General features: G+C 64.6%; 8 protein-coding genes. 4 read left to right on the forward strand and 4 right to left on the reverse strand.

All coding sequences use genetic code 11. The annotated features are described in order from the left end of the window. Positions 1-10 precede the first annotated feature (10 nt). The 3 genes from ACZ1JY_RS10095 (at position 11) to ACZ1JY_RS10105 (ending at position 2,581) form a co-directional block, all read left to right on the forward strand. Positions 11-445 (forward strand): hypothetical protein, encoded by a 435-nt coding sequence (locus ACZ1JY_RS10095; protein WP_240344856.1) that lies wholly within the window; start codon positions 11-13, stop codon positions 443-445. Further along, positions 442-1,191 carry a hypothetical protein gene (locus tag ACZ1JY_RS10100; RefSeq protein ID WP_465129185.1) on the forward strand — a complete coding sequence of 250 codons (750 nt, stop codon included), beginning with the start codon at positions 442-444 and terminating at the stop codon, positions 1,189-1,191. Before ACZ1JY_RS10095 ends, ACZ1JY_RS10100 begins: the two co-directional genes overlap by 4 nt. Before the next feature lie 82 nt (positions 1,192-1,273). Beyond that, positions 1,274-2,581: a homoserine dehydrogenase gene (locus tag ACZ1JY_RS10105; protein WP_168904120.1), complete on the forward strand. Its 1,308-nt coding sequence runs from the start codon at positions 1,274-1,276 to the stop codon at positions 2,579-2,581. A 14-nt stretch (positions 2,582-2,595) separates the two neighbouring features. Here the strand turns inward: ACZ1JY_RS10105 and ACZ1JY_RS10110 are convergent, their stop codons facing one another. Continuing rightward, positions 2,596-3,012 carry a hypothetical protein gene (locus ACZ1JY_RS10110; RefSeq protein ID WP_465129186.1) on the reverse strand — a complete coding sequence of 139 codons (417 nt, stop codon included), beginning with the start codon at positions 3,010-3,012 and terminating at the stop codon, positions 2,596-2,598. Positions 3,013-3,275: 263 nt separating this feature from the next. Between ACZ1JY_RS10110 and glpX the strand changes: the two genes are divergently transcribed. Continuing rightward, positions 3,276-4,268, forward strand: a complete 993-nt coding sequence (gene glpX / locus ACZ1JY_RS10115; protein WP_118072875.1) for a class II fructose-bisphosphatase — start codon at positions 3,276-3,278, stop codon at positions 4,266-4,268. 60 nt (positions 4,269-4,328) lie between these two features. Here glpX and ACZ1JY_RS10120 read toward each other — a convergent pair whose 3' ends face one another. The 3 genes from ACZ1JY_RS10120 to rpoB all read right to left on the reverse strand — a co-directional run bounded on the left by ACZ1JY_RS10120 (position 4,329) and on the right by rpoB (position 14,846). Beyond that, positions 4,329-6,131 carry a methyl-accepting chemotaxis protein gene (locus ACZ1JY_RS10120; RefSeq protein ID WP_465129187.1) on the reverse strand — a complete coding sequence of 601 codons (1,803 nt, stop codon included), beginning with the start codon at positions 6,129-6,131 and terminating at the stop codon, positions 4,329-4,331. Between the two features lie 180 nt (positions 6,132-6,311). Continuing rightward, on the reverse strand, positions 6,312-10,595 hold the full coding sequence (rpoC, locus tag ACZ1JY_RS10125) for a DNA-directed RNA polymerase subunit beta' (RefSeq protein ID WP_465129188.1): 4,284 nt from the start codon (positions 10,593-10,595) through the stop codon (positions 6,312-6,314). Positions 10,596-10,685: 90 nt separating this feature from the next. After that, entirely contained in the window at positions 10,686-14,846 is a 4,161-nt protein-coding gene (gene rpoB / locus ACZ1JY_RS10130; protein WP_465129189.1) for a DNA-directed RNA polymerase subunit beta, read from the reverse strand. Positions 14,847-15,142 lie beyond the last annotated feature (296 nt).

Consider the following 15,142-nt stretch of genomic DNA (forward strand, 5'->3'; position numbering starts at 1 on the left):
GAGCACGCGCTTGACGGCCCTGACCAAGGTGGTGCCCGCGCGCAGGATCACCGTCCTGCCCGAAGGCCAATCCAGCAAATTTCAATCCACCCTGCCGGCAACCCGGTCCGCCGACATCAAACCAGGGGGTTTGGCGGCGGCAAGCGTCGGGCTGCTTGTTTTGGATTGCCCGAACGGGCGCATCTTTAACGGCGAAGCCAAAGGCGCGCAAATGCTTTATCCGTTAACTCGTGATTCATGGTTGCACTGCCTGAAATCAGCCAGAAACGAAGCGCGGATTCCGCCGGAGACCCAATCATGCCTAGGTTTGTATCGAATGCTGTGCTCCCTGCCGTTGCCTGCGCAATGCTCTTTTCAGGATTCGCAGGCTCGTCGGCGATGGCTGCGCAGCCAGCGATTCGGCCTGTTGACGGCGCTGTCACGGCAAGCGCCACTCCCTCTTTGACATACGCCGACCTTGCCTCGCTGGCCGACGCTGCCGAAACGGTGCTGCGCGTCCAGGTGCGCAAGGCATCGCGCCTCAAGCCCGAACAGGCCCCCGGCGTGGCGCCGGGCATGGCGCGCGTCCTGATCGAAGCCCGGACCCAGACCGTGCTGACCGGCCCCGCCATGGGCGAGACCGTGCGCTATCTTGCCGATGTTCCGCTCGATGCACGGGGCAAGGTCCCGAAGCTTTCCAAGGCCGTCATGCTGCTGTTTGCGCGGACCGTGCCCGGCCGTCCCGGAGAAATCAGCCTTGTCGATGCCGGCGCGCAGCTGCCGTGGTCAGGCGAAACCGAGATGCGGACCCGCGCGATCCTCACCGAGATGCTCTCGCCCGACGCGCCGCCGCGGATCAAGGGCGTCCGCGAAGTCCTGCATGTCCCCGGCAATCTCGTCGGCGAAGGCGAGACGCAGGTGTTCCTGCAGACCCAGAACAACGCGCCCGTGTCGCTCTCGGTCGTCCGTCGCCCGGGCATGGAGCGGACTTGGGGAGTCAGCCTGTCCGAGATCGTCGATCAGGCCGCCCGCCCCCCCGCGCGTGACACGCTGACGTGGTATCGCCTCGCCTGCAGCCTGCCCGCGCAGATGCCGCCGGGTGCAAGCCTGTCCGGCAGCGCCGCGCACGTCCGCGCGGCAGCGGAAGATTACGCCTTCGTCGTCGCCCAGCTCGGCGAGTGCAGCCGCAGCCGCCCCGCAGTGGAGCGCTGAGCAAACGCGAGGTTGCCCGCCTCGCTCATGTCTCCTAAGGCCCGCCGCGCAGAATCTGCAAGTTTCAGCGGACGGGAATGACATGAGCGAACCTTTGCGCATCGCGCTGGCCGGGCTGGGCACGGTCGGCGGCGGGGTAATCCGGTTGATCGAGGCCAATGCGGACCTCATCGCAAGGCGTGCGGGCCGCCCCATCGTCATTACCACCGTCAGCGCACGCAATCGCCAGAAGGACCGCGGCTTCGATGTCTCGCGCTATGCGTGGGAGGACGACATGGTCATCCTCGGCGAACGGCCCGATGTCGACGTCGTGGTCGAGCTGGTTGGCGGGGCGGATGGCCCGGCGCTCGCCTTGGCCCGCACCACGTTCGAGGCGGGCAAGGCACTGGTCACTGCCAACAAGGCGATGATCGCGCACCACGGCGTGGAACTTGCCACCAAGGCGGAAGCCGCCAAGGTCGCGCTCAAGTTCGAAGCGGCAGTGGCGGGCGGCATCCCGGTCATCAAGGGCTTGAAGGAAGGCGTTGCCGCCAACGAGATCGCGCGGGTCTATGGCATCCTCAACGGCACCTGCAATTACATCCTCTCGACCATGGAGGATACGGGCCGCGACTTTGCCGACGTGCTCGCCGAAGCGCAGGCAAAGGGCTATGCCGAGGCCGACCCGACGTTCGACATCGACGGGATCGACGCGGCACACAAGCTCTCGATCCTCTCCTCGATCGCCTTCGGCACCGCGGTAGACTTCGCCCCGGTCGCAGCGACCGGCATTCGCCGCGTGCTGGCGGCCGATATCGCGCAGGCCGATGCACTCGGCTACTATATCCGCCTGATCGGCATGGCCGAGACCGAGATCGACGCTGCCGGCAATCGCCGCCTGTTCCAGCGGGTCCATCCGCATCTCGTCCACCGTGATCACCCGCTTGCCCATGTCGATGGCGCGACGAATGCGGTCGTCGCAGAGGGCAACTTCGTCGGCCGCCTGCTGTTCCAGGGCGCCGGTGCCGGTGACGGTCCCACGGCCAGCGCGGTCGTGGCCGACCTTATCGACATTGCCCGTGGCGATATCGGTGCGCCGTTCTCGATCCCCGTGGCGGAGCTGGATCATGCAGCGCCCGCAGAGGTCGGCCATCGCACCGGCAAGGCCTATATCCGCTTCAACGTCGCGGATCGCCCCGGTGTTCTGGCCGAGATCACCGCGGCGATGCGCGATGCCGGCGTCTCGATCGAAAGCCTGATCCAGAAAGGCGGGGCCGACAATGCGCCGGTCATGGTCTCGATGGTCACGCACGAAGGGCCGGAAAGCGCCATCACCGAAGCGTTGCGCCTGCTCGACGGCTCGCCGGTGCTGGCCGAGCCGCCGCTGGTGCTGCACATTCTGGGTGAGTGAGTGTTCCGGCGCTCTCAGGGCGCCGGGATCTCACCCTTGGCGATACGGTCCGCGTCCGATCCGGGCGGCGGTGGCGGCAGCGCCTTGATATCGAACATGTATATCTCGGTGGGCTTCCCGCCGAGGCCGATGCATCCGCGGCTGCAATCGCGCAGGCCCGAGACGTTCGGCGCGCGGGGCAAGCCATCGTCGGTCGACTTCGCGCCATCGGTCTCGTCACGCAGCGGCACGCGCTCACGGTCGCTGGCTTCCTTGCCGCCGCAGACCACGATCGTGCCGTCAGATCGCTGCATCGGTCGGCAGCGCTGGGTCTGTGAGGTGGTCAGCAGGTTGCGCGCAACGTCTGCATCGCTGGTGGCGGCACCAGGCACGACCGGTCCCTGCTTCGCCGGAGCCGCCGCAGGCGTTTGATCCTGCGCAGACGCGGGCAAGGCGCCAAAAAGAAGCGCAAGGCCTGCCAGAACTGCCACTCTCTGTCTCGACAAGACCCTTACCTCGCGTCTAGTGCCAAGGTCACACCAGCGTCATCTTTGCCACGCAATGCCCTTTGCGCGACATAGCGATGATTGCGCATACGTTTGCACAGCTTGCGTGCCGCGTCGAGCCGGGTCTGCCGGTGATATGCTGCACACGGGCTGAACCAGATTTCGAAGTACGTCCCTGTTCGTCACCACCCGACCAAGCTGGAGCCATCGTGACCGATAAGACCAACAATCCCGCCGCCTCCCAGGTTCTCGACCGCGTGCTCGTGCTCGAGATGGTCCGCGTGACCGAAGCCGCCGCCATCGGCGCATCGCGGCTGATCGGTCGCGGTGACGAGAAAGCCGCCGACGCCGCCGCTGTCGAGGCGATGCGCGCCGCCTTCAACGAACTCTACATGGACGGCACCGTGGTGATCGGCGAGGGCGAGCGCGACGAGGCGCCGATGCTCTACATCGGCGAGAAGGTCGGCGCGGCACCGGGCAAGGGCCCGAAGATCGACATCGCCCTGGACCCGCTCGAAGGCACGACCATCACCGCCAAGGATGGCCCGAACGCTCTGGCCGTCTTGGCCGTGGCCGAAGAAGGCGGCCTGCTCAACGCGCCAGACGTGTACATGGACAAGCTCGCCTGTGGCCCAGGCTATCCCGATGGCATCATCGACCTCGACAAGTCGCCGACCGAGAACGTCAAGGCCGTGGCTGCGGCCAAGGGCGTGGCACCGGGCGACATCAACGTCTGCGTGCTTGATCGCCCGCGTCACTCCGCACTGATCGAGGAACTGCGCGCGCTGGGCTGTGGCATCAAGCTCATCCCCGATGGCGACGTGGCAGGCGTTATTGCCGTGACCAACGAGGAAACCGGCGTCGACATGTACATGGGCACCGGCGGCGCCCCCGAAGGCGTGCTTGCCGCAGCCGCGCTGCGCTGCGTCGGCGGGCAGTTCAAGGGCCGCCTGCTGTTCCGCAACGAAGACGAAAAGGCCCGCGCCCGCAAGTGGGGCATCGAAGATCTGAACAAGCAGTACGATCTGGTCGAGCTGGCCAAGGGCGACTGCATCTTTGCCGCAACCGGCGTCACCGATGGCTCGCTGCTCGCAGGCGTCAAGGTCCACAAGAGCGGCGTGATGACCACCGAAAGCGTGGTGATGCGCGCCTCGTCCGGCACCGTGCGCTGGGTCAAGGGCGAGCACCGCAAGGGCCGCTGACCGCGAACCAGCAACTGACCATGAGGCCGGATGCCATGGGCGTCCGGCCTTTTTGCATTTTCAGGTCCCGAAGCGCAGGATCCTCGGGGGCGGCAGGTGCTCTTGCAACGCTGAAGTGCGCCGCAAGATGTGCGGGTTGGGCGCCTCCACCGGCCTGTTTTCGATGTCGCGCGTCCGGAAGGTCGCAACCAGATCGGTGAGTCGTTCAGCCTCTGAGGACAAGCTGCGGGTGGCGGCAGAGGATTGCTCGACCATCGCCGCGTTCGCCTGCGTCATCCGGTCCATGGCGGCCACTTCCACGTTGACCTGTTCGAGACTTTCCGCCTGCCGCGCCGCGGACTGCGCAATCTGCGCGACCAGCGCATCGACCGCGGCGATCTGATCGACAATCCCGGTCAGGCGTGTGCCCGTCTCCCCGACCAGGCGGACACCTTCCTCCACCTGGCTCGTGCTGTTCTCGATCAGGGTCTTGATGTTCTGGGCCGCCTCGGCAGAGCGCTGGGCCAAGGCCCGGACTTCGGTTGCGACAACGGCAAAGCCCTTGCCGGATTCGCCCGCGCGCGCCGCCTCGACGCCCGCATTCAGGGCCAGCAGGTTGGTCTGGAAGGCTATGCCATCGATGACCGAGATGATCTTGCTGATCTCCTGCGCCGAGGCTTCGATCGCGGCCATTGCGGTAATGGCCTGCTGCACCACTTCGCCGCCGCTGCTGGCCTCGCCATGGGCAGAGTTGATCGCGACATTGACGTCCTTCGCCCCCGACGCGGTTTCCCGCACGCTGCCGGTCACGCGGTGCATGGCCGACGCGGTCTGGGCGAGGCTCGATGCCTGCTGCTCGTTCCGTCGCGCCAGATCGTCACTGGCATCGCGGATCTCGGCAATCGAGCTCATCACGCTGGCCGCGCCGACCCTGACGGTGCGCATCGCCGATGCCAGTGCATCCACCGCGATGTTGTAGTTCGTCCGCAATTCCTCGTAATCGCCGGGGAAGCGCTGCTCGATGCGGTGCTCGAGGTTCTGGCGCGCCATGCAGTCGAGCCCCGCCGACAGCGCCGCGACAACCGCCTGCTGCTCCTCCTGGGCCTTGGCCCGGGCCATGCCATTCTCCCGGAAGACGGCAATGGCGCGCGCCATCACGCCGATCTCGTCATTACGCTCGGCCCCTGTAGCTTCGACGCGATAATCGCCTTCGGCCATGCGCTGCATGGTGTCGGCAGTCTCGACAAGCGGGGCCACCACGCGCTGGCGGATCATCCGCGCGGCCTGCAGGACGATCGCAAACACCGCCAGCGCGATGCCTGCAAAGGCGACAATCAGCACCATCACGAGCCGGTTGGCGTGATCCATCAGCGAGGTCCGGTAGGCCGTGGAATGCTCGACCAGTCGCTCCACTGCGTCATGCTGCTTCTGGTAGGCGGACGCCAGTTCGTCGTGGTGGACGCGGGTCACCGTCTCCAGATCGCCCGCAGCGAGCGCCGGCAGGAAGCGCTTGTCGATCGCCGCCCAGAAGGCATCGGCGGTGCCGATCGTCGCCGAGACCTCGTCGCGCAGTTCCTCAGGGATCGGGGCGGTCTGCCAATAGGCCTTGCGCTGTTCGAACAGCGTGCGCTCTTCCGCCAGTTCCGCACGCGCGCGCGCAGCATGGCCGGGATCGCTCAGCGTCCAGGTGGCGTGGAGATAGGGTTCGACGACGAACGCCGGCGGCGGCAGGACGTCTGCAAGAAGTTCGTCCTGCAGCAGGTTCTCCTTGTGGAGAGGCCCGCCGAAGCGGATGTAGCTTACTGCAATGCCAACGATAACGATCGCTGCCAGTATCAGGGCGACAACAAGTTTCGCCCCGCGCGAAGTCTGCTCGCTGATCATGCCAATGTCCCTTTGGTTTGGTGGACATTGCATGGACCATCGCGGTTATGTTGCAGTTTCAGCGATATAGCGGCCTTTACTACCGTAGATGTCCCACTGAACTTGCAACCGTAAATAAAAAAGCCCCGCCGGATCGCTCCGGCGGGGCCTCTTCGACTGTTCCGACAGGTCGGCGAAGCGTTACGCCTCGTCGCCCTCGATCAGGTAATCGCCGGCATCGGCGTCAGTGCCGTGGGTCTCGCCCTCGACTGCTGCCAGCGGATCGTCACCGATCGCGGCTTCCGGGCCCTGCGCCAGTTCGGCCGCATGCTCCTCGGCTGCCGTCGCCGGAGCGATCAGCGATTCCTGGAGCTTGCGGTAGGACGCACGCAACGCGGCATCGCGCGAGGAGGCGGCGACGCGCAGGCGGTTCATGCCCGCACCGGTACCGGCGGGGATGAGACGACCGACGATCACGTTCTCCTTGAGACCGATCAGCGAGTCCTTCTTGCCTTCCACGGCTGCCTGCGTGAGCACGCGGGTGGTTTCCTGGAACGACGCGGCCGAGATGAACGAACGCGTCTGCAGCGAGGCCTTGGTGATGCCGAGCAGCACCGGCTTGCCTTCGGCGGGCACCTGGCCTTCTTCCAGCTTGGCGTTGGTTTCGAGCATCTCCTCGAGGTCGACCTGTTCGCCCGGCAGCAGGGTGGTGTCGCCACCGTTGGTGATCTCGACCTTCTGCAGCATCTGGCGAACGATCACCTCGATGTGCTTGTCGTTGATCTTCACGCCCTGCAAGCGGTAGACTTCCTGGATTTCTGCCACGAGGTATTCGGCCAGAGCCTCGACGCCCATCACTTCCAGAATGTCGTGCGGATCGGGCGAGCCCGAGATCAGGTTGTCGCCCTTCTTGACGTAGTCACCTTCCTGCACGTCGATCACGCGGCTCTTCGGCACGAGGTACTCGACCGGTTCACCCTCCTCGGGGATGATCGCGATCTTGCGCTTGGCCTTGTAGTCACGCACGAACTCGATGCGGCCGGCGATCTTGGCGATGATCGAGTTGTCCTTCGGCTTGCGGGCCTCGAACAGTTCGGCAACGCGCGGCAGACCGCCGGTGATGTCGCGGGTCTTGGCGGCTTCGCGCGAAGCACGGGCGAGGATGTCGCCCGCTTCGACGCGCTGGCCGTCTTCGACCGAGAGCGTGGTGCCCGGTGCCATCAGGTAGCGTGCAGCTTCACCCGAATCGTCGTCGAGCAGGGTCAGTCGAGGACGCAGGTCCTCCTTCTTGCCCCGGCCGGCGGCACGGTTCTCGGTGACGACGCGGCTCGACATGCCGGTGGCTTCGTCGGTCTGCTCGGTCAGGGTCTTGCCGTCGACAAGGTCCTGATAGCGCACGATGCCCGGCTTTTCGGTGATCACCGGCAGGGTGAACGGGTCCCACTCGGCCAGGCGATCGCCCTGCGAGATGATGGCGCCGTTCTCGTGCAGCAGGTGGGTACCGTAAGGCACGCGGTGGATCGCGCGCTCACGGCCCTCGGTGTCCATGACCACGATTTCGCCGTTGCGGGCCAGCGACAGACGACGGCCGCGCTTGTCGGTAATCGTCGGGATGTCGCGGTAGACCACGGTACCATCCGAGATCGCTTCGAGGTGCGACTGCTCGTTGACCTGCGCCGCGCCACCGATGTGGAAGGTACGCATGGTCAGCTGGGTGCCCGGCTCACCGATCGACTGCGCGGCGATGACGCCGACAGCTTCACCGATATTGACCGGCGTACCGCGGGCAAGGTCACGGCCATAGCACGTGCCGCAGACGCCCTGCTGGGCTTCGCAGACCAGCGGCGAGCGGATCTTGGCAGACTGCACGCCAGCGGCCTCGATGCGGGCAATCGCGGCTTCGTCGAGCAGTTCGCCCTTCTGCGCGATCACTTCGCCCGACTTCGCCTCGATCAGGTCTTCGGCAAGGGTACGGCCGAGGATGCGCTCACCCAGCGAGGCAATGGTCGAACCGCCCTGGACGATCGCGCGCATTTCCAGCGCACGTTCGGTGCCGCAGTCTTCCTCGATCACGACGCAGTCCTGCGACACGTCGACCAGACGACGGGTCAGGTAACCCGAGTTCGCGGTCTTCAGCGCGGTGTCCGCCAGGCCCTTACGAGCACCGTGGGTCGAGTTGAAGTATTCAAGAACGGTCAGACCTTCCTTGAAGTTCGAGATGATCGGGGTCTCGATGATCTCGCCCGAAGGCTTGGCCATCAGGCCGCGCATGCCGGCAAGCTGCTTCATCTGCGCCGGGGAGCCACGAGCGCCCGAGTGCGACATCATGTAGATCGCGTTGATCGGCTTCTGACGGCCGGTCGCCTCGTCCACAGGCGAGCTCTTCAGCTCTTCCATCATGGCGTTGGCCACCTGGTCGCCGCAACGGCTCCAGGCGTCGATCACCTTGTTGTACTTTTCCTGCTGGGTGATGAGGCCGTCCTGGTACTGCTGCTCGTAGTCAGCAACCAGTTCCTTGGTCTCTGCAACCAGCGCATCCTTGCTGTCGGGGATGATCATGTCATCCTTGCCGAACGAGATGCCTGCCTTGAACGCGTTGCGGAAGCCCAGCGCCATGATGGCGTCGGCGAACAGCACCGTGTCCTTCTGGCCGGTGTGGCGATAGACCTGGTCGATCACGTCGCCGATTTCCTTCTTGGTGAGAAGGCGGTTGACGATCTCGAACGGAACCTTGTGGCTCTTGGGCAGGCATTCGCCGATCAGCATGCGGCCCGGCGTCGTTTCGAAACGCTTGAGGTACTGCTTGCCGTTCTCGTCGGTCTGCGGGACGCGGGCGATGATCTTCGAGTGCAGCGTGACGGCCTTCGCCTCCAGCGCCTGGTGCACTTCGGCCATGTCGGCCAGCATCATGCCTTCGCCCGGCTCGCCGGCGCGGTCCATCGACAGATAGTAGATGCCCAGCACCATGTCCTGCGAAGGCACGATGATCGGCTTGCCGTTGGCGGGCGAGAGGATGTTGTTGGTCGACATCATCAGCACGCGCGCTTCAAGCTGGGCTTCCAGCGAGAGCGGCACGTGGACGGCCATCTGGTCACCGTCGAAGTCGGCGTTGAAGGCCGAGCAGACGAGCGGGTGCAGCTGGATCGCCTTGCCTTCGATCAGGACTGGTTCGAACGCCTGGATGCCGAGACGGTGCAGCGTGGGCGCACGGTTCAGCATGACCGGGTGTTCGCGGATCACCTCGTCAAGGATGTCCCAGACTTCCTTGCGTTCCTTCTCGACCCACTTCTTGGCCTGCTTCAGGGTCATCGACAGACCCTTGGCATCAAGACGCGCGTAGATGAACGGCTTGAACAGTTCGAGCGCCATCTTCTTGGGCAACCCGCACTGGTGCAGCTTGAGTTCCGGCCCGGTCACGATGACCGAACGGCCCGAATAGTCGACGCGCTTGCCGAGCAGGTTCTGGCGGAAGCGGCCCTGCTTGCCCTTGAGCATGTCGGAAAGCGACTTCAGCGGACGCTTGTTGGCACCGGTGATGACGCGGCCACGGCGGCCGTTGTCGAACAGCGCGTCAACGGCTTCCTGCAGCATGCGCTTTTCGTTGCGGACGATGATGTCCGGCGCGCGCAGCTCGATCAGGCGCTTGAGGCGGTTGTTGCGGTTGATGACGCGACGGTAGAGGTCGTTGAGGTCCGAAGTCGCGAAGCGGCCACCGTCCAGCGGCACCAGCGGGCGCAGTTCGGGCGGGATGACCGGCACGACATCGAGGATCATCCATTCGGGGCGGTTGCCCGAATCGATGAACGATTCCACGACCTTGAGGCGCTTGATGATCTTCTTGGGCTTGAGCTCGGACTTGGTCGTCCGCAGCTCTTCCAACAGATCGTCGCGCTCCTGCTCGAGATCGAGGTTCATCAGCATGTGCTTGACGGCCTCGGCGCCGATGCCGGCCGAGAAGGCGTCTTCGCCGTACTCGTCCTGCGCGTCGAGCAGTTCGTCCTCGGTCAGCGTCTGGTACTTCTCGAGCGGGGTCAGGCCCGGCTCGGTGACCACGTAGCTTTCGAAGTAGAGAATGCGCTCAAGGATCTTGAGCTGCATGTCGAGCAGCAGGCCGATGCGCGAGGGCAACGACTTGAGGAACCAGATGTGCGCGACCGGCGCGGCCAGTTCGATGTGGCCCATGCGCTCGCGGCGCACCTTGGTGACGGTGACTTCGACGCCGCACTTTTCGCAGACGACGCCCTTGTACTTCATGCGCTTGTACTTGCCGCACAGGCACTCGTAGTCCTTCACGGGGCCGAAGATGCGCGCGCAGAACAGGCCGTCACGCTCGGGCTTGAACGTGCGGTAGTTGATGGTTTCCGGCTTCTTGATCTCGCCGAAGGACCAGCTGCGAATGCGCTCGGGCGACGCCAGACCGATCTGGATCTGGTCGAAGGTCTCGGGCTTGGCGAGCTGGTTGGTGAATTTGGTCAGGTCGTTCATGTGGTGCCGTTCCCTTGCCTCAGGCTGAGGCGTTGGACGTGAATTTCGGTGCGAAGGGCTGGGCGGCGGCAGGACCGCCGCCCGTATTCCTTACTCCGCCGCCTCGGCGAGGCCGTCGTCATCGGTGTCGTCGAGCGACGACAGTTCGACGTTGAGGCCCAGCGAGCGCATTTCCTTGACGAGCACGTTGAAGCTTTCGGGAATGCCGGCCTCGAAGGTGTCGTCGCCCTTGACGATCGCTTCGTAGACCTTGGTGCGGCCGACCACGTCGTCCGACTTCACCGTGAGCATTTCCTGCAGCGTGTAGGCCGCGCCGTAGGCCTGGAGAGCCCAGACCTCCATTTCGCCGAAGCGCTGGCCACCGAACTGCGCCTTGCCGCCCAGCGGCTGCTGGGTGACGAGCGAGTACGGCCCGATCGAACGTGCGTGAATCTTATCGTCGACAAGGTGGTGCAGCTTGAGCACGTACTTCATGCCCACCGTCACCTTGCGGTCGAAGGCATCGCCGGTGCGGCCGTCATAAAGCGTGACCTGACCGGATTCATCCAGCCCGGCCAGACGCAGCATGTCGGTCACGTCCTTTTCGACCGCGCCGTCGAACACCGGCGAGCCCATCGGCACGCCGTTGCGAACAGCCTGGGCGAACTCGATGATCTGGGCGTCGTCACGGGCGTCGATATCGCCGGTGTAGTTGTCGCCGTAGATCTCCTTGAGCAGCTCGCGCACCGCTTCCGGCGGCTGGCCGGCTTCGGGGTTCGGGTTGGCCTCGCGCCATGCGTCGAGAGCCGCGCCGATGCGCTTGCCAAGACCGCGAGCGGCCCAGCCAAGGTGCGTTTCGAAGATCTGCCCGACGTTCATGCGCGAAGGCACGCCCAGCGGGTTGAGCACGAAGTCGACCGGCGTACCGTCCTCGAGGAACGGCATGTCTTCCTGCGGCAGGATGCGGGAGATGATGCCCTTGTTGCCGTGACGGCCGGCCATCTTGTCGCCCGGCTGCAGCTTGCGCTTCACCGCGACGAAGACCTTGACCATCTTGAGCACGCCGGGGGCGAGTTCGTCACCACGCTCGAGCTTTTCCTTGCGGTCCTCGAACTTCTCCTGGATCGCCTTCACTGCGGTATCGTACTGCGCCTTGACCGCTTCCAGCTGCTGCTGGCGCGCATCGTCGGCAACGGCGAACTTCCACCATTCGTGACGCTCGACATCGGCGAGAACCTGCTCGTCGATCGTTTCGCCCTTCTTGATGCCCTTGGGCGCCGCAGCCGAAACCTGGCCGAGCAGCATTTCCCGCAGGCGGTTGAAGGTGGCGCGGTTGAGGATCGCGCGCTCGTCCTCGCGGTCCTTGGCGAGGCGTTCGATTTCCTCGTTCTGGATGGCGCGGGTACGGTCGTCGATCTCGATGCCGTGACGGTTGAAGACGCGCACGTCGACGATCGTACCGGCAACGCCCGGCGGCAGGCGGAGCGAGGTGTCGCGCACGTCGCTGGCCTTTTCACCGAAGATCGCGCGGAGCAGCTTCTCTTCCGGAGTCATCGGCGATTCACCCTTCGGGGTGATCTTGCCGACGAGGATGTCACCGGGGTGAACTTCGGCACCGATGTAGACGATGCCCGCCTCGTCGAGGTTGCGCAGGGCTTCCTCGCCGACGTTCGGGATGTCGCGGGTGATGTCCTCGGGCCCGAGCTTGGTGTCGCGGGCCATGACTTCGAATTCCTCGATGTGGATCGAGGTGAAGACGTCTTCCTTGACGATACGCTCGCTGATCAGGATCGAGTCTTCGTAGTTGTAGCCGTTCCAGGGCATGAACGCGACGAGCACGTTGCGGCCCAGCGCCAGCTCACCGAACTCGGTCGACGGACCGTCGGCGATGATGTCGCCCTTCTCGATCAGATCGCCCACCTTCACCAGCGGACGCTGGTTGATGCAGGTCGACTGGTTCGAGCGTTCGAACTTCTGCAGGCGGTAGATGTCGACGCCGGACTGGCCGGGTTCGATATCGCCCGAGGCGCGGATCACGATACGGGTAGCGTCGACCTGGTCAACCACGCCGGAACGCAGGGCCGAGATCGCGGCGCCCGAATCGCGGGCAACGGTCTCTTCCATGCCGGTGCCAACGTAAGGCGCATCGGCCTTGATCAGCGGCACGGCCTGGCGCTGCATGTTCGAGCCCATGAGCGCGCGGTTGGCGTCGTCGTTTTCCAGGAACGGAATGAGCGAGGCGGCAACCGAGACGAGCTGCTTGGGGCTGACGTCCATCAGCGTGATCTGATCACGCGGGCTCATCACGAATTCGCCGTTCTGGCGAGCCGAGACGAGTTCCTCGACGAACGAACCGTCAGCCGTCAGCTCGGCCGAAGCCTGCGCCACGGTGTGCTTCTGCTCTTCCATCGCCGAGAGGTAGATGACGTCCTTGGTCACCTTGCCGTCGATAACCTTGCGGTACGGGGTTTCGATGAAGCCGTACTTGTTGACGCGCGCGAAGGTCGACAGCGAGTTGATCAGACCGATGTTCGGGCCTTCCGGCGTTTCGATCGGGCAGATGCGGCCATAGTGCGTCGGGTGAACGTCGCGGACTTCGAAGCCGGCGCGCTCGCGGGTCAGACCGCCCGGCCCAAGTGCCGAAACGCGGCGCTTGTGGGTGACTTCCGAGAGCGGGTTGGTCTGGTCCATGAACTGCGAGAGCTGCGACGAACCGAAGAACTCGCGCACGGCAGCAACGGCCGGCTTGGCGTTGATCAGGTCGTTCGGCATGACCGTCGACACGTCAACCGACGACATGCGCTCCTTCACCGCGCGCTCCATGCGCAGCAGGCCGACGCGGTACTGGTTTTCCAGCAGTTCGCCCACCGAACGCACGCGACGGTTGCCGAGGTTGTCGATGTCGTCGACTTCGCCCTTGCCGTCCTTGAGGTTCACCAGTTCCTTGACCACGGCGAGGATATCGTCGGTGCGCAGGGTGGTGACGCTGTCGTCGCACTCGAGCCCGAGGCGCATGTTGAGCTTGACGCGACCCACGGCCGAGAGGTCGTAGCGGTCGGCATCGAAGAACAGGCCGTCGAACAGCGCTTCGGCGGTTTCGCGCGTCGGCGGTTCGCCAGGACGCATGACGCGGTAGATATCGGCCAGGGCGTGGTCACGATCTGGAGCCTTGTCGGCCTTGAGCGTGTTGCGGATCCAGGGACCGGTCGAGACGTGGTCGATGTCGAGCAGCTCGAGCGTGTCGATGCCGGCCTTGTCGAGCAGGTCGAGGTTTTCCGGGCTGACTTCGTCACCGGCTTCGATCCAGATGCGACCGGTCGCTTCGTCGATGAGGTCACGCGCGGCGTAGCGGCCGAAGATTTCCTCGGTCGGGATCAGCAGTTCTTCAAGACCGTCCTTCGCGGCCTTGTTGGCAGCGCGTGGGCTGATCTTCTGGCCTGCCGGGAAGATCACTTCGCCCGACTTGCCGTCGACGATGTCGAACATCGGCTTCGCACCGCGCCACTGTTCGAGCACGAAGGGCACCTTCCAGCCACCTTCGGCACGCGCCCACTGGACGGTGTCGTAGAAGTGGTGGAGGATCTGTTCGTCATCGAGGCCGAGCGCGTGTAGCAGCGCGGTGACCGGCAGCTTGCGCTTGCGGTCGATACGGACGTTGACGATGTCCTTGGCGTCGAATTCGAAGTCGAGCCACGAACCGCGATAGGGGATCACGCGGGCAGCGAAGAGGTACTTGCCCGAGGAGTGGGTCTTGCCGCGGTCATGGTCGAACAGCACGCCCGGCGAACGGTGCATCTGCGACACGATCACGCGCTCGGTGCCGTTGATGAAAAACGTCCCGTTCTCGGTCATGAGCGGGATGTCGCCCATGTAGACGTCCTGCTCCTTGATATCGATGAGCGACTTGGTCTCGGTCTCGGCATCGACCTCGAAGGTCGCGAGCTTGAGCGTCACCTTCATCGGCGCAGCATAGGTGATGCCGCGCTGGCGGCATTCGTTCACGTCGTACTTCGGCGCTTCGAGGACGTAGCCGTCACGCTCCTTGATATCGAGGCTGGCGGTGCCGGCGAAATCCTGGATCGGGAAAACCGAACGCAGCGTCTTTTCGAGACCCGAAACGTAGCCCACCGACGGATCGGAGCGGAGGAACTGCTCATACGATTCGCGCTGGACCTCGATCAGGTTCGGCATCTGCACGACTTCGTGGATGTCCCCGAAGATCTTGCGGATGCGCTTCTTCACGCCGGGACGACTGGCTGTCTTGGAAACCATAAAGGTTGCGAGCCTCTTCTCAACAAATGGCCGGAAAACCGGCGGAAATTCTGCCACGCGCAAGGATGGCGCCACCAAACAGCGAAAGGCCGCACAGCGCACGGCGATCCGTTCAACGGAAGCCATGGCCCGCAGCCTTTTGCGTCAGATGGATTGCCCTGCACTTCCTTCCCGAGCCACCCCCTGCGCATGGGACGGCCTTGCTCGAAGCGCTGGACAGGGGCGGCATATAGGCAATGCCGCAGGACAAGTCAAAGGGCGCATTGGGCAGGCGGCGCGCCGACGTGCGGCATCTT

Source organism: Novosphingobium sp. BL-A-41-Hi4B-X5A (genome assembly GCF_055521705.1).